The 25818-nt window shown below is 73.4% G+C and carries 24 protein-coding genes; 12 read left to right on the forward strand and 12 right to left on the reverse strand.

Features of this window, described 5'->3' with window-relative positions; all coding sequences use genetic code 11:
- Positions 1-7: 7 nt before the first annotated feature.
- From ssuE to ABEB00_RS15030, 10 genes are all read right to left on the reverse strand, one after another.
- The gene (ssuE, locus tag ABEB00_RS14985) at positions 8-622 is read right to left on the reverse strand and encodes an NADPH-dependent FMN reductase (protein WP_345620096.1); all 615 of its coding nucleotides are present in this window, start codon (positions 620-622) and stop codon (positions 8-10) included.
- Between the two features lie 73 nt (positions 623-695).
- Positions 696-1475 (reverse strand): alpha/beta hydrolase, encoded by a 780-nt coding sequence (locus ABEB00_RS14990; RefSeq protein WP_345620098.1) that lies wholly within the window; start codon positions 1473-1475, stop codon positions 696-698.
- A gap of 75 nt (positions 1476-1550) precedes the next feature.
- Positions 1551-2891, reverse strand: a complete 1341-nt coding sequence (locus ABEB00_RS14995) for an LLM class flavin-dependent oxidoreductase (protein ID WP_345620100.1) — start codon at positions 2889-2891, stop codon at positions 1551-1553.
- 72 nt (positions 2892-2963) lie between these two features.
- Positions 2964-3836: an ABC transporter ATP-binding protein gene (locus ABEB00_RS15000; RefSeq protein WP_425586495.1), complete on the reverse strand. Its 873-nt coding sequence runs from the start codon at positions 3834-3836 to the stop codon at positions 2964-2966.
- Positions 3833-4801: an ABC transporter ATP-binding protein gene (locus tag ABEB00_RS15005; RefSeq protein ID WP_345620101.1), complete on the reverse strand. Its 969-nt coding sequence runs from the start codon at positions 4799-4801 to the stop codon at positions 3833-3835. Before ABEB00_RS15005 ends, ABEB00_RS15000 begins: the two co-directional genes overlap by 4 nt.
- Positions 4798-5688, reverse strand: a complete 891-nt coding sequence (locus ABEB00_RS15010; RefSeq protein ID WP_345620102.1) for an ABC transporter permease — start codon at positions 5686-5688, stop codon at positions 4798-4800. Before ABEB00_RS15010 ends, ABEB00_RS15005 begins: the two co-directional genes overlap by 4 nt.
- Before the next feature lies 1 nt (position 5689).
- Positions 5690-6808 carry an ABC transporter permease gene (locus ABEB00_RS15015; protein WP_345620103.1) on the reverse strand — a complete coding sequence of 373 codons (1119 nt, stop codon included), beginning with the start codon at positions 6806-6808 and terminating at the stop codon, positions 5690-5692.
- Positions 6805-8367 (reverse strand): ABC transporter substrate-binding protein, encoded by a 1563-nt coding sequence (locus tag ABEB00_RS15020; RefSeq protein WP_345620104.1) that lies wholly within the window; start codon positions 8365-8367, stop codon positions 6805-6807. The genes ABEB00_RS15015 and ABEB00_RS15020 overlap by 4 nt, the downstream gene beginning before the upstream one ends.
- Positions 8368-8860: 493 nt before the next feature.
- The gene (locus ABEB00_RS15025) at positions 8861-9766 is read right to left on the reverse strand and encodes a DsbA family oxidoreductase (RefSeq protein WP_345620255.1); all 906 of its coding nucleotides are present in this window, start codon (positions 9764-9766) and stop codon (positions 8861-8863) included.
- Positions 9767-9867: 101 nt separating this feature from the next.
- A complete protein-coding gene (locus tag ABEB00_RS15030) occupies positions 9868-10350 on the reverse strand; it encodes an RrF2 family transcriptional regulator (protein ID WP_345620105.1) in 483 nt (160 codons plus the stop codon).
- A gap of 139 nt (positions 10351-10489) precedes the next feature.
- On the opposite strand from ABEB00_RS15030, the gene ABEB00_RS15035 reads away from it, so the two are divergent.
- The 12 genes from ABEB00_RS15035 (at position 10490) to ABEB00_RS15090 (ending at position 23469) form a co-directional block, all read left to right on the forward strand.
- Complete coding sequence (locus ABEB00_RS15035; protein WP_345620106.1) at positions 10490-11014, forward strand: cupin domain-containing protein; 525 nt, start codon at positions 10490-10492, stop codon at positions 11012-11014.
- Between the two features lie 130 nt (positions 11015-11144).
- Complete coding sequence (gene paaA / locus ABEB00_RS15040) at positions 11145-12137, forward strand: 1,2-phenylacetyl-CoA epoxidase subunit PaaA (protein ID WP_345620107.1); 993 nt, start codon at positions 11145-11147, stop codon at positions 12135-12137.
- Positions 12134-12427: a 1,2-phenylacetyl-CoA epoxidase subunit PaaB gene (paaB, locus tag ABEB00_RS15045; RefSeq protein WP_345620108.1), complete on the forward strand. Its 294-nt coding sequence runs from the start codon at positions 12134-12136 to the stop codon at positions 12425-12427. Before paaA ends, paaB begins: the two co-directional genes overlap by 4 nt.
- Before the next feature lie 48 nt (positions 12428-12475).
- Positions 12476-13306, forward strand: coding sequence for a 1,2-phenylacetyl-CoA epoxidase subunit PaaC (gene paaC, locus ABEB00_RS15050; protein ID WP_345620110.1), 831 nt, complete (start codon positions 12476-12478; stop codon positions 13304-13306).
- The gene (gene paaD, locus ABEB00_RS15055) at positions 13300-13815 is read left to right on the forward strand and encodes a 1,2-phenylacetyl-CoA epoxidase subunit PaaD (RefSeq protein WP_345620256.1); all 516 of its coding nucleotides are present in this window, start codon (positions 13300-13302) and stop codon (positions 13813-13815) included. Before paaC ends, paaD begins: the two co-directional genes overlap by 7 nt.
- Positions 13815-14930, forward strand: coding sequence for a 1,2-phenylacetyl-CoA epoxidase subunit PaaE (gene paaE / locus ABEB00_RS15060; protein ID WP_345620111.1), 1116 nt, complete (start codon positions 13815-13817; stop codon positions 14928-14930). Before paaD ends, paaE begins: the two co-directional genes overlap by 1 nt.
- Positions 14931-15033: 103 nt before the next feature.
- The gene (locus tag ABEB00_RS15065) at positions 15034-18408 is read left to right on the forward strand and encodes a pyruvate carboxylase (protein WP_345620112.1); all 3375 of its coding nucleotides are present in this window, start codon (positions 15034-15036) and stop codon (positions 18406-18408) included.
- Between the two features lie 511 nt (positions 18409-18919).
- A complete protein-coding gene (locus tag ABEB00_RS15070; protein ID WP_345620113.1) occupies positions 18920-20722 on the forward strand; it encodes an ATP-binding protein in 1803 nt (600 codons plus the stop codon).
- Between the two features lie 117 nt (positions 20723-20839).
- Positions 20840-21256: a roadblock/LC7 domain-containing protein gene (locus tag ABEB00_RS15075; protein WP_345620257.1), complete on the forward strand. Its 417-nt coding sequence runs from the start codon at positions 20840-20842 to the stop codon at positions 21254-21256.
- On the forward strand, positions 21253-21612 hold the full coding sequence (locus tag ABEB00_RS15080; RefSeq protein WP_345620114.1) for a DUF742 domain-containing protein: 360 nt from the start codon (positions 21253-21255) through the stop codon (positions 21610-21612). The genes ABEB00_RS15075 and ABEB00_RS15080 overlap by 4 nt, the downstream gene beginning before the upstream one ends.
- Complete coding sequence (locus ABEB00_RS15085; RefSeq protein ID WP_345620115.1) at positions 21593-22210, forward strand: GTP-binding protein; 618 nt, start codon at positions 21593-21595, stop codon at positions 22208-22210. Before ABEB00_RS15080 ends, ABEB00_RS15085 begins: the two co-directional genes overlap by 20 nt.
- Positions 22207-23469, forward strand: a complete 1263-nt coding sequence (locus ABEB00_RS15090; RefSeq protein ID WP_345620116.1) for a cytochrome P450 — start codon at positions 22207-22209, stop codon at positions 23467-23469. The genes ABEB00_RS15085 and ABEB00_RS15090 overlap by 4 nt, the downstream gene beginning before the upstream one ends.
- A gap of 61 nt (positions 23470-23530) precedes the next feature.
- Here ABEB00_RS15090 and ABEB00_RS15095 read toward each other — a convergent pair whose 3' ends face one another.
- The gene (locus ABEB00_RS15095; protein ID WP_345620117.1) at positions 23531-24757 is read right to left on the reverse strand and encodes a cytochrome P450; all 1227 of its coding nucleotides are present in this window, start codon (positions 24755-24757) and stop codon (positions 23531-23533) included.
- Between the two features lie 166 nt (positions 24758-24923).
- Entirely contained in the window at positions 24924-25718 is a 795-nt protein-coding gene (locus ABEB00_RS15100) for a DeoR/GlpR family DNA-binding transcription regulator (RefSeq protein ID WP_345620118.1), read from the reverse strand.
- Between the last annotated feature and the right edge of the window lie 100 nt (positions 25719-25818).

A 25818-nucleotide genomic window follows, 5' to 3' on the forward strand; every position in this document is an offset into this window, starting at 1 on the left:
GCACAAGTCATTGGTTGACCGCTTGGGGGAGCGGGTCTCCCGTCATGCGCCCGCCTCCCCCGGATGGCGCAGCGGGCACGAGGTCGAACGTGCGGTACGACACCGCCGTCGAGAAGCGGTCCGTGGCCTCGGCCAGCGCCCCGGCCGCCTCCGGCGCCACGGTCACCGAACCGTCGTCGCCCACGGTGATGCTCCGGTCCAGGGTGAACCACCCCGGCACGATGTGCGCGGCGCCCATCGAGCTGAGCACCGGACGCAGGGCGTAGTCGATGGCCAGGACGTGGGCGGTGGACCCGCCGGTGGCGAGCGGCAGCACCGTCTTGCCGGCCAGGGCGTACTGCGGCAACAGGTCGAGCAGCGACTTCAGCAGGCCGGAGTAGGCCGCCTTGTAGACGGGCGTGCCGATCACCACCCCGTCGGCCTCCTCGAACAGGGCGGCCGCCCCGACGATCGCCGGGTGCCCGAAGTCGGCACCGAGCAGCGCGTCGGCCGGCAGGGTACGGACCTCCAGCGAGGTCACCTCGTGGCCCTGCGCGCGCAGCCGGTCGTCCAGGTGACGCAGGAGGCGTGCGGTACGGGAGGAGGCGGAGGGGCTTGCCGAGACGGAGAGGATACGAGCCATGGCTGGCCTTCCGGGGGAGGGGACGGGGTGGGTGGCCGGGCGCGGGGGCCGGGCGCTCGGGCGGCGGGCGGGCTCACCAGGCGCTCGACTCCACGGTGACCAGGGGCGCCAGGTCGTTGCGCAGGTTCTCCAGGAACGTCACGATCTCGGCCGCCACCGAGCGGTGCTGGAGGTCGTTCAGGACGTCGTGGTGGGCGCCGCGGACGACCGCGAGGCGGGCCCGGGGCAGGGCGGCGGCGGTGTCCGCGAGGGCCGCGCGGTCCGCGAGCGGATCGGCGTCCCCGACCAGCAGCAGGGCGGGGACGGTGAGGGCAGCGCCGTGGGCCGCCGCGAGCAGCGCCTCGGGCACCGCGTGGTCCAGGGAGCCGCGGCGCACGCCCCGGTCCTCGGTGAGCGTGCCGCGGTGGGTGGGGCAGGAGGTGCGGACGTCGAGTTCGTCCTCCCAGGTGCCCGCGGCCGCCGTGCCCGCTGCGGCCGTCCGGCCCGGCAGTCCGGCCAGCACGACGGCCTGCGGCCCGTCGCCCCCCGGCAGCCCGGGGCCCGCGAGCAGCGCGGCGAGGGCGGCGGCGCCCGAGTCGGCGCCCAGCAGGACGACGGGGTGCGCCACACCGTCCTCGGCCGCGGTCCCCGCCACCGCCGCGGCCAGCCGGGCCCCCAGACGCCGGAGCGAGCCGGGCACGTCGTCGGCGTCGACCTCCGGGGTGTCGACCACGCGGACGCGGTAGGCGTCGGCCGCCAGCCGCCGGCCGAGGCGGCCGTAGGTCTCCCGGGACTCGCCGCGGCCGGGGACCACGAGGACCGTGCCCCGGGTGCGCAGCCCCTCGGGGGCGTGGTGGTCGGTGTACTCGGTCATGTCACTCACCTTCTGCGGATGCGGATGCGGATGCGGGTGCGGGTGCGGGTGTCGGTGGGTGCGGCTGCCGGCTGCTCAGCCGTTCTGCGAGGTGCGCGCGGCGGTGTGGCGGTTGGCCGGGACGGGCAGGCCGAGGTGGCCGCGCAGGGTGTCCGCCGTGTACTCCGTGCGGAACAGCCCGCGCTTCTGCAGCAGCGGGACGACGCCGTCCACGAACAGCTCCAGTTCCTCGTCGGTGCGGAAGGCGAGGTTGATGCCGTCGAAGGCGCCCGCGTCGAACCACTCCTCGATGGTCCGGGCGACGGTCTCGGGCGCCCCGACGAACGGCGAGCGGCGGAACTCGTTCACGGACTCGGCTGCTTGACGCAACGTCAGGTTCTGTTCCCGGGCCCGCTCGATGAGCTTCGCGGCGCCGGTGCGGCCGCCCTTCTCCGCGAGGTGTGCCACGTCCGGGAAGGGGGCGTCCAGGTCGTGCGCGCTGAAGTCGTAGGCGCCGAAGGAGCGTCCGAGCAGGGCCAGGTTGCTCGCGAAGTCGTTGTCCTCCTCGAAGATCTCGCGTTCCCGGCGCCGGGCCGCCTCGTCCGTGGCGGCGACCACCGGACCGCCGTGGATGAAGATCTTGATGTGGTCGGGGTCGCGGCCGTAGGCGGCGGTGCGCCGCTTGACGTCGGCGTAGTACTCCCGGGCCTGCTCCAGCGACCCGCCCGGCGCGTAGATGCCCTCGGCGACCTGCGCGGCCAGGTCCCGGCCCTCCTCCGAGACACCCGCCTGGAAGATCACCGGCTGGCCCTGCGGCGAGCGGGAGATGTTCAGGGGCCCGGCCACCTTGAAGTGCTCGCCGGCGTGGTCGAGCGCGTGCAGCCGCTCCGGGTCGAGGAACACCCCCCGCGCCACGTCGGCCGGGAACGCGTCGTCCTCGTAGGAGTCCCACAGTCCGCGCGCCACCTGTACGAACTCCAGGGCGCGGCCGTAGCGGGTGGCGTAGTCGAGGTGCTCGTCGAACCCGAAGTTGCGGGAGGTCCCGGTGTCGAAGCTGGTGACGACGTTCCAGCCGGCCCGCCCGCCGCTGATGTGGTCCAGCGAGGCGAACCGCCGGGCCAGGTTGAACGGCGAGTTGTAGGTCGAGCTGGCGGTGCCCACCAGGCCGAGGTGCCGGGTGTGGGTGGCGACCGCCGACAGCAGGGTGAGCGGCTCCAGCCGGTTGAGGTAGTGGGAGGGGTAGGTGGCGTTGATGAACTGGCTGTCCACGATGAACAGCGCGTCGAACAGGGCGTGTTCGGCGGCCTGGGCCTGCCGGATGTAGTAGCCGATGTCGATGCTGGCGTTCTTCGCGACGCGCGGGTCCTTCCACAGGCCGTGCTGGCCGGGACCGCCGACGCCGTAGGGGTGCAGCGCGAGGTGGATCGTGCGGGTCATGAGTCTTCCTGTCTGTGTGTCTGTGTGTCTGTGCGAGAGGTGTGCGGCGGGTGTGCGGGGCGGGGCGGGTGGTCAGGTGGGCAGCAGGGCACGGAGTGCGGCGCGCTCGGCGCGGTCGGCGGGGGTGCCGCGCAGGGTCGGTGCCGAGCCGACGAGCAGCCGGGTGTAGACGTGCTCCGGGCGGGTGACGACGTCCCGGGCGGTACCGGTCTCGACCAGTTCGCCCCGGTGCAGCACGGCGATCCGGTCGGCGACCCCGGCGACGGAACCGAGGTCGTGGGAGATGAGGACGAGGGCCGTCCCCTCGGCGCGCAGTTCCTTGAGGATCTGCAGGATCTGCACGCGGTTGGCGGAGTCCAGGGCGCTGACCGGCTCGTCGAGGATGACCAGGCGCGGTTCGGTGATCAGCGCCCGGGCCACCGCGACCCGCTGGCGCTGTCCGCCGGAGAGTTCACCGGGCAGCCGGTCGAGGAGGTCGCCGGTCAGCCGCACCCGGTCGAGGAAGGCGCGGGCCCGTTCCCCCGCCTCCCCGCGCGGCACTCCGCGTACGAGCAGCGGCTCCGCGAGGGAGTCCGCGACGGTGAGGTCCGGGTCGAGGCTGCGCAGCGGGTCCTGGAAGACGTACTGCACGACACCGCGGCGGCGCAGGGCGCGCCACCCGCGCGCGCCTAGGGAGGTGACGTCCTGACCGTCGAGGGTGATCGACCCGGCGGAGGCGGGGACCAGGCCGAGCACGGTCCGGGCCAGGGTGGACTTGCCCGATCCGGTCTCGCCGATGACTCCGACGGTCTCGCCCGGCAGCACGCTCAGTGAGACACCGCGCAGCGCGCCGCGGCGCCGGCGCCCGCGCCCGTGGTGCACGTCGAGGCCGGTGACCTCCAGCACGGGACCCGCCGTCCCCTCGGCGCCGACGGTCGGCAGCTCCTGCGAGGGCCGGGAGGTCACGGTGTCTCCTTCGGGGGTTTCGAGTACTCGGGGTGCTTCGGGTGCTCGGGCGTCCCGGGGGCCTTCGGGCGCACGGAGGTCTCCGGGGCGAGGAACTTGTCCAGGCCGTAGCTCTCGTGCTCGTCGACGAGCAGGCGGGTGTAGTCGTGCCGGGGGTCGTGGAGCACGGAGCGGGTCGGGCCCCGTTCGACCACCTCGCCGCCGCGCATGACGAGCACCTCGTCGCAGAGCTGGGCGACCACGGCCAGGTCGTGGGAGACGACGACGAGCGCCAGTCCGGACCGCTCCCGCAGGTCGGCGAGGAGGTCGAGGATCTCGGCCTGGACGGTGACGTCGAGCGCGGTGGTGGCCTCGTCGGCGATGAGCACCCGGGGCTCCGCGGCGATCGCCGCCGCGATCAGCACCCGCTGGAGCATGCCCCCGGACAGTTCGTGGGTGTACTGGCCGTAGACCAGCTCAGGGTCGCGCAGATGGACCGCGCGGAGCAGTTCGACGGCGCGGTGGCGGGCCGTGCGCCGGCTGAGGCCCTGTTTGACGCGGACCACCTCGGCGATCTGCGCGCCCACCCGCACCGAGGGGTTGAGGTAGGAGGCGGGGTCCTGGAAGACGGCGCTGACGGTGGCGCCCCGCAGCGCCGTCCACCGGGCCGGCGTCAGCGTCGAGATGTCGGTGCCCTCGATCTCGATCAGGCCGCCGCTGATCTCGAAGTGGGCGGGCAGGATGCCCAGCGCGGCCCGGCAGGTGAGGGTCTTGCCGCTGCCCGACTCGCCGACGATGCCGACCGCCCGGCCCGGTGTGAGGTCGAAGCTCACCCCGTGCACGATCTCCCGGCCGGTCGCCCGGTCGGTGACGCGGACGTCGCGCACGGAGAGCACCGGCTCCACCGGCGGGTCGGACGCCTCGGGGCGCCGCGCCGCGGACGTACCGGCCCGGCGGCCGAGGAGGTTTCCGGACAGGGTCGTCATCGTGTGCCTCCGACGGGAGCGGGGCCGGACTTCGCGGACCGGTGGGCGCGGGCCGCGCGGCCGGCGACGAGGGCGCGGCCCGCCTCGCCGGAGACGTCCCGGATCGCGTCGGCGAGCAGGTTGCCCGCCCAGACGGTGACCATGATCAGCAGGGCCGGGGCGAGCGGGGCCCAGGGACGCAGCCCCAGGTAGCCGAGGTCGGAGGCGAGCAGTCCGCCCCAGGTCGGCTCCGGCGGCTGTACGCCGATACCGAGGAACGTCAGGCTGGAGACGATGACGAAGCCGGTACCGACGGTCTGCGCGAACGCCACCGCGACCGGCGGCAGCACCTTGGCCCAGACGTGGCGCCGTACGATCCAGCCGACGGACGCACCGGAGACGATCGCCGCCTCCACGTACTGCGAACGGGCCACGGCGAGCGTGGCGGCCCGCGACACCCGGTAGAACAGCGGGGAGACCAGCACCCCGGTGACGAGCATCGCCTGGGTCAGACCGTTGCCCAGCAGGGCGATCACGGCGACGGCGAACAGCAGGAAGGGCAGGGCGACGAGGGTGTCGGCCAGCCGCAGGGTGACCCACTCGAACGGCCGGCCCAGATGGACCGAGAGGATGCCCGGGACCGTACCGACGACCAGGGCCGTGACGGCGACCTCCAGCGAGCCGGCGACGCTGACGCGGGAGCCGTCGAGCAGTCGGCTCAGCACGTCCCGCCCGAGGTGGTCGGTGCCCAGCCAGTGCGCGCCGGAGGTCCCGGCGAGAACGTTCTGGCTGGTGGCGAGGGGGTCCTGCGGGGCGAGCAGCGGGCCGAGGACCGCGAGCAGGGCGATCAGGCCCAGGACGGTCACGGCGATCCGGCCGGAGGTCAGGCCGAGGATGCGGCGCACCATGTCACACTCCTCGCTGCGCGGCCGGCGTGACGCGGGCCAGCACCAGGTTGACGATGAGGTTGAAGGAGACGACCAGGGCGATCGACACCACCAGGACGCCCTGCACGGCGGGGACGTCACCGGCCTGCGCGGAGTCGTTGGCGAACCGGCCGAACCCCTGGAGCCCGAAGACCCACTCCGTGACGACGGAGGCGCCGACCAGGGCGGGGAACTTCAGGCCGAGCGTGGCGAGCGTCGGCCCGAGGCCGTTGCGCAGGACGTGCGCGAAGAAGATCCGCCGGGGACTCAGTCCCCGTACCACCGCGCCGGTCACGTAGTTCTCGCGGTAGGCGCCGATGAGGCTGCCGCGCAACTGCCGGGCCACGTCCGCGACCACGTCCAGGCTGAGGGCGAGGGCCGGCAGGGTGATGTGCGCGAGCCACGGCCCGACCCCCTGCGCGGCGGGGACGTACCCGGCGGAGGGGAACAGGCCGAACCCGACCGCGAGGACGGCGACCAGCACGATCCCGACGACGAACGCGGGCATCACCGAGATCACGGTGACGAACCCGGTGACCGCGCGGTCCACCCAGGTGGTGCGGCGCAGCGCCGCCAGAGTGCCGAGCGCGAACCCCGCCGTCACGCCGATGACCAGTGCGAGGACCGCGACGGAGAGACTGACACCGAGTCCCAGGCCGATGAGGGTGGAGATGTCGGCGCCGTTGGTCCAACTGGCACCCAACTGCCCTTGCAGGACACCGGTGAACCAGTCCCAGTACTGCGCGAGGAAGGGCCGGTCGAGTCCCCACTGCGCCTCCACCCGGGCGATGGCCTCCGGGGTCGCCTCCTCGCCCAACTGGATACGGGCCGGGCTCAGGCCGCTGAGCGAGCGCAGCGCGAACGTCACGAACGTCGCCACCAGGAAGACCGGCACGAAGAGCGCGACCGACCGGGCGAGGGTGGCCAGGACACGGACCAGGGCGAGCCGCGCGCGGGCGGCGGCCGCCCGGCGCCGGGCGGTGCCTTCACGGTCCGCGGTGACGTCGCGGGCGGCGAGGGCTTCTCGGCCGGTGCGGGCCTCCCGGCCGTCGCCGGGTTCGCGTCCGGGGGCGGGCGGGGCCGGTGTGGGGGTGGCCGTCATCGGCTGCCGCCGATGGTCACGCCGGTCCAGTTCAGGTGGGCCGGGTTCTTCGGCAGGCCGGAGACCGCCTTGCTCTTGGCGATGAGGTTGGGCTGGGAGTACGTGAAGACCAGTGCCCTGCTCTCCAGCCCGGCGCGGGTCGCGGCCTGGAGGACCTCGGGGTAGTCCGGGGAATCGAGGGGAGTGCGGCGGACCTTGGCCACCGCCGCCTCGAAGCCGGCCGGCTGGTAGGGCGAGCTGAGGTTCAGCGGGCCGTCGGGTCCGAAGTGCGCCGTCAGTGTCTGCACCGCCGAGTCGCGCCCGGTGGTGCTGTAGAGCGAGAAGGTCAGGTCCTTGGCGAAGAACGGGGTGGCCCAGTTCTTGTCGACCTTGATGGCGACCTCGATGCCGACCTTCCCGAGCTGCGACTGGACGATCTCCGCCTGCGGGTCCTCGGCCGGGATCACCAGGTCGAGCTTGATGTCACCGGCCTTGAACCCCGCCTCGGCCAGCAGCTTCCTCGACTTGGCCGGGTCGTAGGGGTAGCGGTTCTGCGACTTCGGGTCGTAGGCCACGTACCCCTTCGGGAAGGGCTGGTCGGTGGCCTCCCCGTAGCCGAAGGTCAGTTTGTCGACGAACTCCTGGCGGTCGATCGCGTACCGCACCGCGTCGACGACCCGGTCGTCCTTGAACGGCGCCTTGTTCACGTTCAGGCTGATGTTGGAGGCGTTGAAGCCGGGCTGCACGAAGACGTCGAGACCGGCCTTCCGGGCGCTCCCGGCCTGGCTGGGGGCGATGTCGGCGAAGTTGTAGACCCCGGTCTGAAGACCGGAGACGACGGTGGAGGTGTCCGGCGCGGAGGTCAGTTCCACGGTGTCGATGTGGATGTTCTCCGCGTCCCAGTAGTCCGGGTTCTTCTTCAGCACGGCCTTGGTGCCCGGGACGATCTGGGTGACGGTGAACGGGCCCGCGCCGACCGGGTTCTGGTCCAGCTTCTGCGGGGACTTCGCCGCCCGGGGGCTCGCGATCTGCAGGACCCGCTCACCGAGCAACTGCGGGATCTGGTAGTCGACCTGGGTCAGGTGGAAGACGGCGTCGAGGCCGTCCGCCCGCACCGACTTGATCGAGGTCAGGTCGCCGAAGAGGGCCGAGTTCCGCTGTTTCTGGGCCCGTTCGACGGCGGCCTTGACGGCCGCGGCGTCCACCGGTTCGCCGTCGCTGAACTTCAGCCCGGAGCGCAGGTGGAAGGTGATCTCGTCGCCCTCGTCGTTGTAGCTCCAGCTCTCCGCCAGGTCCGGCACGGCCTCGCCCTTCTCGTCGACCTTCGTCAACGAGGCGTAGACGAGCGCGAGTTCGCGGAACTGGGCGCCGCTGCCGCCGACCACCGGGTCCCAGTGGGCGGGGAAGTAGGTCGAGGTCCACTTCAGGGTGGCGCCGCCGCCGGCCGAGGCGTCACCGCCGCAGGCGGCGAGGGCGGGCACGAGGACGGCTGCGAGCACGGTGCCGAGCGCGGCGGTGCGCAGGCGGACGGAGGAGGGGCGGCCCAGTCTCGGGCGTCGGGGCGTGAGGCGTCCGGACATGTGTCGTCTTTCTGGAGGAACCGGCCGCGTCGGGGCGGCCGGAAGGACGGTGAAGGGCAGGGGGCGTACACCGCCGGGCCCCGGCCGGGTACCGCCGTCGTCCCGGCCGCGCCGCGTGGCGGGCATGCCGACGGGAGCCTTGGAGGGCACGTCGGACACACCCCGTCGAGGGCGGGGCGGCACGGGGTACGCGGCGGCGGACCGGTGGCGGGGGAGGGGAGGCGGTGGCGCGACGCGAGGAGAGGGAGGGCTCCGGGTACGCGGTCCGCTCGCGCGGGGCGCGGCTACGGGAGGACGCGGAAGGTCAGAGCCTTGAGGACCGGGGGCGGCGGTCGGTCAGCGACAGAGAGCGCTGCAGGTGCGCCGCAGATCCACGTAGCGGCACACCACACCGGGGTGCGTCGTGAGCATGCGGCCATCCTGTGGGCAGGAAGCGACGGCTGTCAATGGACACCTGTCGATGTCTCATTGCCCGGGACGGCATGACGGCTGATCAGAGGGCGGGCGGCGGCGTGGCCGGCCCGCCGCCCCGGGTGGCGGGGTGCACCGCGGCCTCGTCGGGGTGCAGCCACAGCGGCCCGCCCGCGGTGTCCACCCGCACGGCACCGGCCGGGGGCCACGGCCCCCGGGTGAGCAGCCTCCGCTCGGGTTCGGTCAGGCTCCGGTACCGCTCCAGCGCCCGCGCCGGGGACAGGGCGTCGTACGGTGACACCGCCCCGGGGCACACCGCGTCGACGGCGGCGGCGTACGCCTCGTAGGGCCGCCACCCGGGCACCGCGCGGCGTCCGGCCGGGCCCGACACCAGCACCGTCGGCAGCGCGTACCGGTGGCCGCCGTCGTCGGTCTCCTTGGCCGCACCCGGGTGCGGCGAGCCGGCCGCGGGCACCGCCAGCACCTCGCGGACCGGCCGGCGCGCCTCCGCCCGGTCGGCGCGGACCTCGGCCAGGACGGCGGCGCCCGCCGCGTCGGCGGCCAGCCTCGCCGGATCCAGGCCCGGCACGCCCCGCGCCGCGGCGAGGGCGAGTGCGGGCGTGTCGGCCGGCTCCCCGAGGACGAACAGGGTCTCCCGCAGCCGCCGCAGCACCCGCTCGGCCACCTCCTCGCCCTGGCGCCGCGCGGCCTTGGCGACCAGTGAGGCCGGCCACGAGGACGCCGCGACCCGGCTCAGCCGCGCCGCCCGCGGGGCGCCCGTGTGCGCGCTGACGTCCTCGACGTACCGCGCGTACCAGGCGGTCTCCGCCGCCGGGTCCGGCGGCGGGTCGTCGTCGTGGTCGAAGAGGACGCCGTACACCCGGCGCCGGCGGACCCGGCCGCCCAGCGCGGCGCCGAGGCGGCGGAGCACCGGCTCCGCACCCCACGACCAGGGACAGAGCGGGTCGGTGTACTCCACCACCTCCACGTCCGCCCGCGCCGTCTCCTCGGCCCTCGCCGTCCGCGCCGCGCTCGTCTCCCCGGGTGTCCCCGGCGCCCCGGTCCCGGGCCGTCGCCCCGTCCCGGAGGTCACGCGGCTCCTCTGGCCGCCGGGTGCCGCGGCTCCTCGGGTACGGGTACCTCGTCGGACGCGGGTGCCTCGCGGGCGTGCCGCACGGCGGGCAGCAGCGAGGACAGGCTCGTCCCGCCCAGGACCGCCACCGCGTCGGCCTCGATACGGCGCCACACCCCCGGCAGTCCGGCCGCGGGGCCGGGGTAGTCCAGTGCGGCCAGCCCCTCCCCGCGCAGGGTGAGCACCGCGCCGTCCACCGCGCGGGTGACGTCGAGGAGGCTGATCTCGTCGGCGGGCCGGCCGAGCCAGTAACCGCCCTCGCAGCCGCGCTGGCTGCGCACCAGCCCGGCCCGGCGCAACTCGCCCACCACGGACTTCAGGAACCGGAACGGGATCTGCTGCGAGGAGGCGATGCCCTCGCAGGTGAGAGGGCGGGCGGGTTCGCGCGCGAGCTCCAGCAGGGCCCGCAGGGCGTAGTCCGCCTTCGCGGAGATATGCATGCCCCCATCATGCCCCGGCGCCGCTCCCGACGCGGCGGCTTCGGACCGGTTGCCGCCTACATTGCGGGAACATTGCCGCAGGTGAACCACAATGGACACCTCTTGACATCCTTTTCCGGACGGCTCTAGCGTCCCGCCCATGAGCGACCCGTTGACGACCGCCGGCGAAGGCTTCCATCCGCACCTCCCCGACCTCCCCGACGCCCCCGGCCGGCCGGTCACCCCGCTGCGCGCCCGCCTGCACCACGTCCGCGCCGACTCCCTGGACGACGGGACCGCGCAGACCGGCGGCATGCGCCGCTTCGCCGCGGTCAGCGGCCGGACCGTCGGCTCGGAGAAGCTGTGGATGGGACAGACCCACGTCGCCCCCTCGACCTCCTCCTCCGACCACCATCACGGGGAGTCGGAGACCGCCATTTACATCGTCGGCGGACACCCGGAGTTCGTCTTCCTCGACGACACCGGCGGCCCGGACGCCGAGCCCGAGGAGATCCGGCTGCGCACCGCCCCCGGCGACTACGTCTTCGTCCCCCCGTTCGTGCCGCACCGCGAGGAGAACCCCGACCCCGCCGAGGAGGCCGTGGTGGTCATCGCCCGCAGCACCCAGGAGGCGATCGTCGTCAACCTCCCCCGGCTGTACGCCGTCCCGTCCGAGGGCGTCTGACCCCCGCCGTCCCGCGGGGCGGCGGAGAGGCGGGGCGCAGAAACCCGGGTGCGAGAGGTTGCCGGACCCCCCGGGTCCCGGCGTACCATGGACCGAACGAACGGTCGGTTGGGATTGGTGGTCGGTGGGGATGACGGCAGAGCAGGCCGGTCCGGCGGCGGAGCGCGTGCCGCCGGACCTCCAGGAGCGCTTCGACGCGACGCTCGCGCGCGACCAGCGCGTCGAGCCGCGGGACTGGATGCCCGAGGGATACCGCCGGACACTCGTCCGGCAGATCGCGCAGCACGCCCACTCCGAGATCATCGGCATGCAGCCGGAGGGCGAGTGGATCACCCGCGCGCCGTCGCTGCGGCGCAAGGCGATCCTCTTCGCCAAGGTGCAGGACGAGGCCGGCCACGGCCTGTACCTGTACGCGGCGGCCGAGACCCTCGGCGCCGACCGCGAGGATCTGACCGAGCGGCTGATCGAGGGCCGCCAGAAGTACTCCTCGATCTTCAACTACCCGACCCTCACCTTCGCCGACGTCGGTGTCATCGGCTGGTTCGTGGACGGCGCGGCGATCTGCAACCAGGTGCCGCTGTGCCGCAGTTCGTACGGCCCTTACGCGCGGGCGATGGTCCGGATCTGCAAGGAGGAGTCCTTCCACCAGCGGCAGGGCTACGAACTGCTGATGACGATGGTGCGCGGCACCGCCGCCCAGCGGGAGACGGTGCAGGACGCGGTAAACCGGTGGTGGTGGCCGTCGCTGATGATGTTCGGCCCGCCCGACGACGCCTCGCCCAACTCGGCGCGCTCGATGGCGTGGAAGATCAAGCGGCACACCAACGACGAACTGCGCCGCCGCTTCGTGGACATGACGGTCCCGCAGGCCGAGAGGCTCGGCGTCACCCTCCCCGACCCGGAGCTGCGCTGGAACGAGGAGCGCGGACACCACGACTTCTCCACCCCCGACTGGGCGGAGCTGGCCGCCGTCATCAAGGGCGACGGGCCGTGCAACGCCGAGCGGGTCGCCCGGCGGCGGGCCGCCCACGAGGAGGGCGCCTGGGTGCGGGAGGCGGCGCTCGCCCACGCGGCCAAGGTGTCCGCCCGCGCGGCCGCCGAGCGGGAAGGAGCGAGGGCATGAGCGAGAGCGGACGGAGCTGGCCGCTGTACGAGGTGTTCGTGCGCGGCAAGCGGGGGCTCAACCATGTGCACGTCGGCTCGCTGCACGCCGCCGACGACCGGATGGCCCTCACCCACGCCCGGGACCTGTACACGCGGCGCAACGAGGGCGTGAGCATCTGGGTGGTGCGCTCCGCGCACATCACCGCCTCCACCCGGGACGAGAAGGACCCCTTCTTCGACCCCAGCGCGGACAAGGTGTACCGCCACCCCACCTTCTACGACATCCCCGATGACGTCCCGCACATCTAGGGCGTGTTCCGAAAGCAGCGTCGTCGGAACCACCCCCAGGAGGCCGGCATGAGCGACGACCACGTCTACCTCACCCTGGCCGAGGGGCACGAGGACGACACCCGCTGGGCCTACGGCACCGGCTTCGAGGACCCGCTGCACGGCGTGGACACCGCCGTGCCGGACGCGGTGGACCGGGCGGAACTGGCCGCCCTGTGCGTGGCGCTGGCCGACGACGCCCTCGTCTCGGCGCAGCGCCTCGCGCAGTGGACCACCCGGGCCCCCGAACTGGAGGAGGAGGTGGCGCTCGCCAACATCGGGCTCGACCTGCTGGGCCAGGCCCGCCTGCTCTACGCGCGGGCCGGCCAGGTCGACGGCACCGGCCGGGGCGAGGACGCCTACGCCTACTTCCGCGGACCGGACGACTTCCGCAACGTCACCCTGGCTGAACTCCCCAACGGCGACTTCGCGTTCACCGTCGCCCGGCTGCTGGTGTTCGCCGCCTGGCGGCTGGCCCACTTCCAGCGGCTCGCCGCCGCACCCGACCCGGTGCTGGCCGCCGTCGCCGCCAAGGGCGCGAAGGAGCTGGCGTACCACCGCCAGTACGCGGCGCAGTGGGTGGTCCGGCTCGGCGACGGCACCGAGGAGTCGCACCGGCGGATGCGCGCCGGCCTCGACGCGGTCGCCCCGTCCGTCCGCGAACTGCTCGACGCCCACGACGCCGGCCCGGAGCTGCGCGCCGTCCTCACGCAGGTGACCGAGGCGGCGGGACTGCCGCTGCCCGAGATCCCGCCCGCCCCCGCCCGGTCCGGCCGGGCCGGCCACCACACCGGCCATCTCACCCCGCTGCTGACCGAGTTGCAGAGCGTGGCCCGAGCCGACCCGGAGGCGACCTGGTGAGCGCGCTCATCGACGTCCGGCGCGCCCGGCACATCGCCGGGCAGGTGCCCGACCCCGAACTGCCGATGCTCACCCTCGCCGACCTCGGGGTGCTGCGCGAGGTGCGGGCGGAGCCCGACGGCACGGTCGTCGCCGCCCTCACCCCGACCTACTCCGGCTGCCCGGCCATGGCCGAGATGCGCGCCGCGGTCGCCGCCCGGCTCACCGACGCGGGCTGTGCGCGAGTGGAGGTGCGGACCGTGCTGGACCCGCCGTGGACCACCGACTGGATCACCCCCGAGGGGCGCCGCAAGCTCGCCGCGCACGGCATCGCCCCGCCCGGACCGGCACCCCGGCCCGCGCCCGGCCCCGTACCGCTCCTGCTGTCCGAGACCCGCCGGGCCGTGCCGTGCCCGCGCTGCGGCGCGCCCGACACCGAGGAGACCTCCCGTTTCGGCTCCACCTCCTGCAAGTCCCTGTGGCGCTGCCGGAGCTGCCGGGAGCCGTTCGAACACGTCAAGGAGATCTGATGGGTGACCTGTCGGCGCCCGGTGGTGTGAGCGCCCCGGTACGCCGGGCGCGGCGCCGCCCGGCCTTCCGCACCCTGCGGGTGGCCGCCGTGCGACGGCTCTGCGAGGACGCGGTCGCCGTCACCTTCGACGTCCCCGGGAAGTGGGCGCGGGAGTACGCCTTCGCGCCCGGCCAGTCGCTGACCCTGCGCCGCGAGGTGGCGGGCCGGGACGAGCGCCGCTCGTACTCGATCTGCTCCCCGGCGGGCAGCGCGCCGCGGATCGGGGTGCGGGCGGTGCCCGGCGGACTCTTCTCGTCCTGGCTGGTGAACGAGGTGAAACCCGGTGACACGGTGGAGGTGATGACACCGACCGGCGCCTTCACCCCCGACCTGACCGTGCCCGGCCACCACGTCCTGATCGCGGCCGGCTCCGGTGTCACCCCGATGGTCTCCATCGCCGAGTCCGTCCTCGCCGCCGACGACACCTCCCGGGTCACCCTCTTCTACGGCAACCGGCGTACCGGTTCGGTGATGTTCGCCGACGAGCTGGCCGATCTGAAAGACCTGTACCCGGCCCGCTTCCAGCTCGCCCACGTCCTGTCCCGGGAGCCGCGCGAGGCGGAGCTGCTCAGCGGCCGGCTGGACGCGGACCGGCTGGCCACCCTGGTCGACGCCCTGGTCGACACCCCCGGCGTCGACCACTGGTGGCTGTGCGGCCCGCACGGCATGGTCGTCGACGCCCGGACCGTCCTCACCGGGCGCGGCGTACCCGCCGACCGCGTCCACCAGGAGCTGTTCTTCGCCGGAGACGAACCGGCCGCCGCCGTGCACCGGGCCGAACCGAGGGCGGACGGCCCGGTCAGCGAGGTCACCGTCGTCCTCGACGGCCGCTCCACCACCTCGCCCCTGCCCCGCGACGTCACCCTGCTCGACGCCGCCTCCCGGGTCCGCCCCGACCTGCCGTTCGCCTGCAAGGGCGGTGTCTGCGGGACCTGCCGCGCCCAGGTCACCGCCGGCCGGGCCGACATGCGTCGCAACTACGCCCTGGAGCCGGCCGAGACCGCGGCCGGATACGTGCTGACCTGCCAGAGTTTCCCGGTCTCCGACACCCTGACCGTCGACTACGACACCTGAGCGGCGACCCCGGCCGGCGCCGTGAGTGGCCCGGCTCACATGGCGTAGTCGGGACGCCGACGACACGATGGTCCTCGTCACCGGACGGCTGGAGGGATCGACAATGTTCCGCAAGGTGCTGGTCGCCAATCGCGGAGAGATCGCGATCCGCGCGTTCCGCGCGGGCTACGAACTGGGCGCTCGAACCGTCGCCGTCTTCCCGCACGAGGACCGCAACTCGCTGCACCGGCTGAAGGCCGACGAGGCGTACGAGATCGGCGAACCGGGACATCCGGTGCGCGCCTACCTCTCCGTCGAGGAGATCGTGCGGGCGGCGCGCCGCGCGGGCGCCGACGCCGTCTACCCCGGCTACGGGTTCCTCTCCGAGAACCCCGACCTGGCCAGGGCCTGCGAGGAGGCCGGCATCACCTTCGTCGGCCCCAGCGCCCACATCCTGGAGCTGACCGGCAACAAGGCGCGCGCCGTGACCGCCGCCCGGGAGGCCGGCGTCCCCGTTCTCGGCTCCTCGGCGCCCTCCACCGACGTGGACGAACTGGTCCGGGCCGCCGACGAGGTCGGCTTCCCCGTCTTCGTGAAGGCGGTCGCGGGCGGCGGCGGGCGCGGCATGCGCCGGGTCGAGGCCCCCGCGCAGCTCCGGGAGGCCATCGAGGCGGCGTCGAGGGAGGCGGCCTCCGCCTTCGGCGACCCCACGGTCTTCCTGGAGAAGGCGGTGGTCGAACCCCGCCACATCGAGGTCCAGATCCTCGCCGACGGCCAGGGCGACGTCATCCACCTCTTCGAACGGGACTGCTCGGTGCAGCGCCGGCACCAGAAGGTGATCGAGCTGGCCCCCGCGCCCAACCTGGACCCGGCGCTGCGCGACCGGATCTGCGCCGACGCGGTCCGCTTCGCCCGCCGGATCGGCTACCGCAACGCCGGCACCGTGGAGTTCCTCCTCGACCGCGCGGGCAACCACGTCTTCATCGAGATGAACCCGCGCATCCAGGTCGAGCACACGGTCACCGAGGAGGTCACCGACGTCGACCTGGTGCAGGCGCAGATGCGCATCGCTGCGGGGCAGACGCTGGCCGACCTCGGCCTGTCCCAGGAGACGGTCACCCTGCACGGCGCCGCCCTCCAGTGCCGTATCACCACCGAGGACCCGGCCAACGGCTTCCGCCCGGACACCGGGCAGATCAGCGCCTACCGCTCGCCCGGCGGCTCCGGCATCCGCCTGGACGGCGGCACCACCCACGCCGGTACGGAGATCAGCGCCCACTTCGACTCCATGCTGGTCAAACTGACCTGCCGGGGACGCGACTTCGACACCGCCGTGGGCCGCGCCCGGCGTGCCGTCGCCGAGTTCCGTATCCGCGGTGTCGCCACCAACATCCCGTTCCTCCAGGCGGTGCTGGACGACCCCGACTTCCGGGCCGGACGGGTCACCACCTCGTTCATCGAGCAGCGCCCCCACCTGCTGACCCAGCGGCACTCCGCCGACCGCGGCACGAAGCTGCTGACCTACCTCGCCGACATCACCGTGAACAAGCCGCACGGCGAACGGCCGAATCTGATCGACCCGCTGACCAAACTGCCGCCCGTCCCCGCCGCCGCGCCCCCGGCCGGGTCCCGGCAACTGCTCACCGGCCTCGGCCCCGAGGGCTTCGCCCGCCGGCTGCGCGAGGCACCCACCCTCGGCGTCACCGACACCACCTTCCGCGACGCCCACCAGTCGCTGCTGGCCACCCGGGTACGCACCCGGGACCTCCTCGCGGTCGCCCCGGTGGTGGCGCACACCCTGCCCGGACTGCTCTCCCTGGAGTGCTGGGGCGGGGCCACCTACGACGTCGCCCTGCGCTTCCTCGCCGAGGACCCGTGGGAGCGGCTGGCGGCCCTGCGCGAGGCGGTGCCCAACATCTGTCTGCAGATGCTGCTGCGCGGCCGCAACACCGTGGGCTACACCCCGTACCCGACCGAGGTGACCGACGCGTTCGTGCAGGAGGCGGCGGCCACCGGCGTCGACATCTTCCGCATCTTCGACGCGCTCAACGACGTCGACCAGATGCGGCCCGCGATCGAGGCGGTCCGCGAGACCGGCACGGCCGTCGCGGAGGTCGCCCTCTGCTACACCTCCGACCTGTCCGACCCCGCCGAAAAGCTCTACACCCTCGACTACTACCTGCGGCTCGCCGAGCGGATCGTGGCCGCCGGCGCCCACGTCCTGGCGGTGAAGGACATGGCCGGCCTGCTGCGCGCCCCCGCCGCGGCCACCCTGGTCTCCGCCCTGCGCCGGGAGTTCGACCTGCCGGTGCACCTGCACACCCACGACACCGCGGGCGGTCAGCTCGCCACCTACCTCGCCGCCGTCGGCGCCGGGGCGGACGCGGTGGACGGGGCCGTGGCGTCCATGGCGGGCACCACCTCGCAGCCCTCCCTCTCCGCGATCGTCGCGGCGACCGACCACTCCGAGCGGCCCACCGGCCTGGACCTCAAGGCCGTCGGCGACCTGGAGCCGTACTGGGAGAGCGTCCGCAAGGTCTACGCGCCCTTCGAGGCGGGCCTGGCCTCCCCGACCGGCCGCGTCTACCACCACGAGATCCCCGGCGGCCAGCTCTCCAACCTGCGCACCCAGGCGATCGCCCTCGGCCTCGGCGACCGCTTCGAGGACATCGAGGCGATGTACGCCGCCGCCGACCGGATGCTCGGCCGCCTGGTGAAGGTCACCCCGTCCTCCAAGGTCGTCGGCGACCTGGCCCTGCACCTGGTGGGCGCCGGGGTCGCCCCCGCGGACTTCGAGGCGTCGCCGGACAGGTTCGACATCCCCGACTCCGTCATCGGCTTCCTCCGCGGCGAACTGGGCACCCCGCCGGGCGGCTGGCCCGAGCCGTTCCGCAGCAAGGCGCTGCGGGGCCGCGCCGAACCCCGGCCGGTCGCGGAACTCACCGCCGAGGACCGCGACGGCCTCGCCAAGGACCGCCGGCCCACCCTCAACCGGCTGCTCTTCCCCGGCCCGACCCGTGAGTTCGACACCCACCGGCAGACCTTCGGCGACACCGGGGTGCTGGACAGCAAGGACTTCTTCTACGGTCTGCGCCCCGGCGCGGAGTACACCGTCGACCTCGAACCCGGGGTGCGGCTCCTCATCGAACTGCAGGCCATCGGCGAGGCCGACGAACGCGGCATGCGCACCGTGATGTCGAGCCTCAACGGCCAGCTCCGCCCGATCCAGATCCGCGACCGGTCGGCGGCCAGTGAGATCCCCGTCACCGAGAAGGCCGACCGGTCCGACTCCGGCCATGTCGCGGCCCCCTTCGCCGGGGTGGTGACCCTGGCGGTCGCCGAGGGCGACACGGTGGCGGCGGGCGCCACGGTGGCCACCATCGAGGCGATGAAGATGGAGGCCACGATCACCGCCCCGAAGGCGGGCTCGGTGACCCGGCTCGCCATCACCCGCATCCAGCAGGTCGAGGGCGGGGACCTGTTGGTGGAGATCGGCTGAGCGCCGGCCGGGGCCCGTCGGCGGCGGTGGAGGGAATTCGCCTCGGAGCACACGGAGACGTCGTGCTTGCCGCCGATCGGGCGAAGCTCCCCCGAAAGCGGGCGAAGAGCCTGCCGCAGGGTGCGGCATCGGCGACGTTCCCCTGCGGCACATCCCGGGAGTTGGCTGGAAAGCGCCCGCTTGTTTGCCGACTCGACTTCCTGAAGAAACGATTAATCTTGCCCGACCTGTCGAACACATGGGCGCTCAGGTCGGCGAACAGGCTTGTCATGCCAGGGAAAAGCGTGCCACTCTCCATATCACGGAGTGATCGCGAGGCAACGGCTTCGGGCCGAAATCAGATGCCGGGCAGACTGAGTGCCCAGGCCGATCTCGGGGCCCACCACTGTGACTAGCATGAGCCCGTACCCGGCCCGGAAGATCCACGTCTCCTTGGCGTGCGCTTCCGGACCCGTGACCGTCGTATGCCGGTCGATCGATTCTCCTGCTGCCAAGACCGAGGGACCGCGGAATGTCAGTGCCTGCACCGTCCACTCAGCGCCGGTCGAGGAAGGCCACCAGAGCCGCTTCGGCCGTACCCCTGGCCGTGCTGGTGGTGAGCGCCGCGGCCGCGGGCGCCGCGGCGGCCACCGCACCGGACGGTGCCCGCACCTGGTCGCTGGGCCTGCTGCTGGGCGCCTGGCTCTGCCTCGCCGGCACCGTCCTCGTCAGCGCCCTGCTGGTGCGCCGCGCCCGCCGGTCGAGCACCCGCCAGGGCGGCGACGTCCGGCAGGCCAAGGCCCAGTTGGCGCAGCTCGCCGGGGAGAGCGCGCACCTGGTGACCGTCACCCTCCCCGCCCTGGGCAAGCGGCTGCGCGACGGGACGCCCGCGAACGACGCCCTGAGCCAGGTCACGCCCCCGTCCGACCCGCAACTGCGGCAGGTCGTGCACACCTTCGCCACCGTCGTCGAGGAGTCCGCGCGGTACGCCGCGGCCCTGGAGACCGAACGCGACGAACTGCGCCGGGAACTGCGCGTGACCGCCGCCGAACTCCAGCGGCTCGACGCCGAGACCCTGCCCGCCGCCGTGGCGCGGCTGCGCCAGGGACACTCGGCCGACACCGTCCTCGCCGACCTGGACGGACCGCGCTCCGCCGTGGTGCGGGCGCCCGCCGAATCGTTCGTCCGGGAACTGGCGTACAGCGAGCGGCGGGCCGCCGCCGCCGAGGCCGCCTCGGCGAAGGCGCTCAGCCGGGTGCAGGCCAAGGCCGTCAGCATGCTCGCGGACCTCAGGGACATGCAGGACCGGCACGGTGAGGAGGTCTTCGGCGACCTGCTGAAGCTCGATCACGCCACCTCCCAGCTCGGCCTGATGACCGACCGGCTGGCGCTCCTCATGGGCGGCCGCTCCAGCCGCGCCTGGAACAAGCCCATCGTGATGGAGAGCATCCTGCGCGGCGCGGTCGGCCGGATCGCCGCCTACCAGCGGGTCCGGCTGCACTGCTCCACGAGCGCCGCGATCACCGGGTTCGCGGCCGAGGGCGTGATGCACCTGCTCGCCGAACTGATGGACAACGCGGCCAACTTCTCGCCGCCCATCGACGAGGTCAACGTCTACGTCGAGGAACGCAGCGCCGGGATCGTCGTCACCATCGAGGACAGCGGCCTGAAGATGGCCGCCGCGGCCATGCGCCGCGCCGAGGAGGCGGTGAGCGGACGCATGACGGACCTCGCCTCCCTCCAGGGCACCCGGCTCGGACTCGCCGTCGTCGGCCGGCTGGCCGGGAAGTACGGCATCAGCGTCAACTACCGGCCCTCCTCGCGCGGCGGCACCGGCGTCGTGGTCCTGCTGCCGCGCCAGCTCCTGGCCCAGCAGCGCGAACCGGCACCCGGGCAGACCCCGCGCCGCCCCACCGCCCCGACGCCGCCCCCGCGTCCCGCCGCCCCCGCGCCCACGCCCACGCCCGCGCTCGACCCCGCACCCGTACCCGTACCCGCCCCCGCACCCGTGGAGCCGTTCGGGCGCGCCGCGGCCCCCGAGGAGCTGCCCGCTCCCCGGGCGGAACGGACCGAGCCGCCCCGGCCCGCGGCGGGCGCCACCCCGAACGGACTGCCCGTGCGTACGCCCGGCCACACCATGTCCGAGGCGGAGCGCGAGCGTGAGCAGCGCCGGGCCGCCGACGCCGCCGCCGGACAGAGCGGCGGGCCGGCGCGGCCCGCCGCCGACCGCGACGCCGGTTCCCGCTTCGGCGCCTTCCACCGCGGCCGCCGGTCCGGCCGGGAGACCGGCGGACCGGACGACCGCCCGGAGAGCGGGCCGCCCGCCGCCCCCTAGCCCCGCGCCCCCGGTGCCGCTCGGGGCCCTGGCGCCCCTTTTCCCCGCACGCGTACGTGAGATTGGAGGAACGGGCCGGTGACCGGTCATCCGGGCACCCACCGTCCCATCACCACCATGCAGACCACCGACAACAGCCTCACCTGGCTTCTGCAGAACCTTCTGGAGCGCACTCCCGGAACGCGGCACGCCCTCGTCCTGTCCCGTGACGGTCTGAAGCTCTGCTGGTCCGAGCACCTGACGCTGGACCGCGCGGACCAACTGGCGGCGATCTGCTCGGGCATCCAGGCGCTCGCCCAGGGCGCGTCCATGGAGTTCGGCGACGGCACCGGCGGTGTCCGCCACTCCATGACCGAGTTCCACGGCGGACTGCTCTTCATCGTGGAGGCCGGCGAGGGCGCGCACCTCGCCGTGGTCGCCGAGGAGAACGCCGACCCCGGGGTCGTGGGCCACCAGATGACCGAACTGGTCGAACAGATCGGTGAACACCTGCGGGCCGAGCCCCGGTCCGTCCCCGGAGGTGCCGGCTCGTGACACCCCGCAGGCCCGTGGACACCGGCGCCCCCGACCGGCTCTACACGGTCACCGGCGGCCGCAGCCGCGCCGACGACCACTTCGACCTGGTCACGCTGGTGGTCCGGGAGAGCGAACCGACGGCCGGGATGCAGTCGGAGCACGCCCGGATCCTCACGATGTGCCGGCACCCGACCGCCGTGGTCGAGGTCGCCGCCGAGCTGCGGCTGCCGATCACGGTGGTACGGATCCTGCTCGGCGACCTCCTCGACATGGGCCGTATCACCGCCCGGCACCCGCGTGCGGCGCGCTCCGTCGCCGAACTGCCCGACTCAGCGCTCCTCAAGGAGGTGCTCCATGGTCTCCGCAACCTCTGAACTCCCCGCCCACCGCACTCCGCTGGCCGACGCCGCCGAGACCGGCCTGAAGATAGTGATCGTGGGCGGCTTCGGGGTCGGCAAGACCACCCTGGTCCGCTCGGTGAGCGAGATCCGGCCGCTCAACACCGAGGAGGTGATGACGCAGGCCGGCGTCGGGGTCGACGAGACCAGCGGCGTCGCGGGGAAGACCACCACCACCGTGGCCTTCGACTTCGGCCGCATCAGCCTCAACGAACGCATGGTGCTCTACCTGTTCGGAGCGCCCGGGCAGGAACGATTCTGGTTCCTGTGGGACCGGCTGTTCTCCGGGACCCTGGGCGCGGTCGTCCTGGTGGACACCCGCCGCATGGACGACTCCTGGTACGCCATCGACCGGCTGGAGCACCACCGCACGCCGTTCGTGGTGGCGGTGAACCGGTTCGACAACGACAGCCGCACCTACTCCCTGGACGAGATACGCCAGGCGCTGGCCCTGCCGGAGCACGTGCCGCTCATCGACTGCGACGCACGGGTCAGGCAGTCCGGCAAGGACGTGCTCATCACCCTCGTGGACCACCTCTACACACTGGCCATGGCCCAGGAGACGACACCGTGACCGAGACCGGATTCCCCTCCGCCGACGCGGCCCCCGCGGGCTGCCCCGCCCACCCGGGCGCGGTCCGCCTCGGCGGTCTGGAGTACCAGCAGACCCCCTCGGAGCTGTACCGGGCCCTGCGCCGGGAGCACGGCGCGGTGGCCCCGGTGCTCCTCGACGGGGACGTCCCCGCCTGGCTGGTCCTCGGCTACTCCGAGGTCAGCTATGTGACCAGCCACGACGAGCTGTTCGCCCGGGACTCGCGGCGCTGGAGCCAGTGGTCCCAGATCCCGCCGGACTGGCCGCTGCTGCCGTTCGTCGGCTACCAGCCCTCGGTGCTGTTCACCGAGGGCGCCGAGCACCAGCGGCGGGCCGGGGTGATCACCGAGGCGCTGGAGGGCATCGACCAGTTCGAACTGGCCCGCCAGTGCCGGCAGATCGCCGACGGGCTGATCGCCTCCTTCGCGGGCAGCGGCCGGGCCGAGCTGATGAGCGCCTACGCGCACGCCCTGCCGGCCCGGGCCGTGGTCCAGGTCTGCGGGATGCCGCAGACCGGTGAGGACACCCAGCGGCTCGTGGAGGACCTGCGGATCTCCCTCGACGCGGCGGAGGGCGACGACCCGGTGGCCGCGTACACCCGCGTGGGCGAGCGGATCCACCAGCTCGTGAAGGAGAAGCGGGAGCGGCCCGGGGCGGACGTCACCTCGCGGATGCTGCTGCACCCGGCGGGGCTGACCGACGAGGAGATCGTGCAGGACCTGATCTCGGTCATCGCCGCGGCGCAGCAGCCCACCGCGAACTGGATCTGCAACACCCTCAGGCTGCTGCTGACCGACGAGCGGTTCGCCCTCAACGTCTCCGGCGGCCGGCTCAGCGTCGGCGAGGCCCTCAACGAGGTGCTGTGGCTGGACACCCCGACGCAGAACTTCATCGGCCGCTGGGCGGTGCGCGACACCCAGCTCGGCGGTCGTCTGATCCGGGCCGGCGACTGCCTGGTCCTCGGCCTCGCCGCGGCCAACACCGACCCCCAGATCTGGCCGGAGTCGCACGTCGGCGCCGAGAACTCCGCCCACCTGTCGTTCAGCAACGGCGAACACCGCTGCCCCTACCCGGCCCCGCTGCTCGCCGACGTCATGGCGCGCACCGCGGTGGAGACGCTGCTGGAGCGGCTGCCGGACCTGGTCCTGGCGGTCGAGCCGGAGGAGCTGTCCTGGCGCCCGTCGATCTGGATGCGGGGACTGGACTCCCTGCCGGTCGAGTTCACGCCCGTCGTGCAGTGACGCCCCGCACCGTGGTACGGGCCCCCGCCCGGGGGTCCGTACCACGGGGTCGGGAACCTGATCAGCCCGCGACCGGCGTGAAGCGCACCGGCAGCGACTGCGGTCCCCGGGTGAACACGCCCTGCTCCACCGGGTCGAAGCCGTCCGCGAACCGCAGGTCGGGCATGGCGTCCAGGAGCTGGTTCACACCGATCTCCACCTCGGCCTTGGCCAGCAGGGCGCCCACGCAGAAGTGGCGGCCGAGCGCGAAGGCGAGATGGTCGGCGGCGGCGGAGAACGCGGTCGTCGCCGTCAGGTCCTCGCGGAAGATGTCGAAGCGGTCCGGCTCCGCGTAGCGCCGCGCGTCGCGGTTGGCGGCGCCGATCAGGCAGGTGACGGTGGCGCCCGCCGGGATCGTGCCCGTGCTCAGCTCCACCTCGGTCGCCGACTGCCGCATGATCATGTGGACCGGCGGGGTGTGGCGCAGCGTCTCGGCGAAGGCCCGGGGGATCAGCGAGCGGTCCGCGCGGACGGCCGCGAGCTGCTCGGGGTGGAGCAGCAGGTTGGCGAAGATGCTGGCGATCGCCTTGTCGGTGGTCTCGCCGCCCGCGGCGAGCAGCAGGCTGCAGAACGCCTTGATGTCCTCGTCGCTCATCCGCACCCCGTCGACCTCGGCGGCGCACAGCGCGGAGAGCAGGTCGTCGCCGGGGTGGTCGCGGCGCTCCCGGATGATCGGCAGCATGTACGCGGCGAACTCCTCCCGGGTGCGCTCGCCGGCCGCGGTCACCTCCGCGTCGCCCGACAGGTTGCCGAGGAAGGCGATGACGGCGGTGTACCAGCGGTGGAACCGGGTGTGGTCGGCCTTGTCGAGGCCGAGCATGTCCGCGATCACGTTGACGGGGAAGCGGGTCGCGTAGTCGCTCACCAGGTCCGCGGAGCCGGTGCGCCGGAAGGTGTCGATGAGGTCGCGGGAGTTGCGCTCGATCACGGGCAGGAACTTGTCCTGGAGGTCCGAGCCGCGGAAGGCCGGGGCCACCAGCGCCCGCCGTACCGCGTGCTCCCGGCCGCTGAGCTGGAGGATGGTGCGGCCGTGCACCGGCTCGAGCTGCCAGTCGTAGTTGTCGGTCGTGAACTGACCGGCCTTGTCCTTGAAGACGCGCTCGACATCCTCGTAGCGGGAGACGATCCAGCTCCGCGTGGCCTCGTGCCAGAAGAGCGGAGCGCTCTCGCGCATCGCCGAGTACGCCGGATAGGGGTCCGCGGCGAACTCGGCCGAGAGGATGTCGGGGACCTGCTGCGCGGTGGACATGGGGCTCCCTGCGTGGGTGACGGACGGACCACACAAGGTTATTGATCAACCGTCGGGCAGGACAGAGGGTTCGGGCCACACAACGGCGGCCGACGGTCGTTGGCCGAAAATCGTCCCTGCCGCCGGGCACCGGCGGGCGGGCGCCGGCGGGCGGGCACGGGCCGGGTCAGGAGCGCGCCAGGACGAGGGAGGAGCCGCCGCTCCGGATGCCCTCGGCCGCCGCCCCGGTCAGGTCGGCGTCGGTGACGATGGTGTCGAAGGCGGTCAGCGCGGCCACGCGGTAGCGGCCGAACGTGCCGTACTTCGACGCGCCCGCCACGAGCACGCGGTGCGCCGCCGCGGCCATGGCCGCCTGCTTGACCTCGACCTTCGACTCGGAGGGAGTGGTGACGCCGCGCAGCAGGTCCCAGGAACTGGTGCTGACGAAGGCGATGTCGAGGGCGAGCTGGCGCAGGGTGTCGGCGGCGAGCCGGCCGACGCTGGACCGGTTGGAGACGTCGACGCGGCCCCCGACGTGCACCAGGTCGGGGTGGCCGGCGTCCATCAGCAGCCCGAGGGTGGTGAAGTCGTTGGTGACCACGGTCAGGTTCCGTACCTGGGCCAGCGCGGGCACCATGGCGAGCAGAGTGGTGCCCGCGTCGAGGTAGACGGTCATGCCGTCCCGCACCAGCCGGGCGGCCTCGCCGGCCATCGCCCGCTTCTGGGGCTGTTCCAGTCGCGACTTGTCGAGGAAGCCGGGTTCGCTGCTGAGGGGGCTGGCGATCCGGACACCGCCGGGGACGGAGAAGACCAGTCCCTTGCGCTCCAGTTCGGCGATGTCACGCCGCACCGTCATGTGCGAGACACCGAGCAGCCTGGTGATCTGCTGCACACTCAGCACCCCGTCGCGCCGCAGGTGCTTGAGGAGTTGCTCGCGGCGCTGATCGGGGATCAGCGGCGGGCGCTCGCCCTCCGAGGTCATGGTCCGGCTCTCCCTTCGACCGAGATGACGCGTGATGACGTTAGCCGATGATCATGCCGGTGACGGCCGGGACCGGCACCGGGACCGGAATCGGCCCCGG

Origin of the sequence: Streptomyces ziwulingensis, assembly GCF_039542605.1 — a bacterium.
GTDB classification, from domain to species: Bacteria; Actinomycetota; Actinomycetes; order Streptomycetales; family Streptomycetaceae; genus Streptomyces; species Streptomyces ziwulingensis.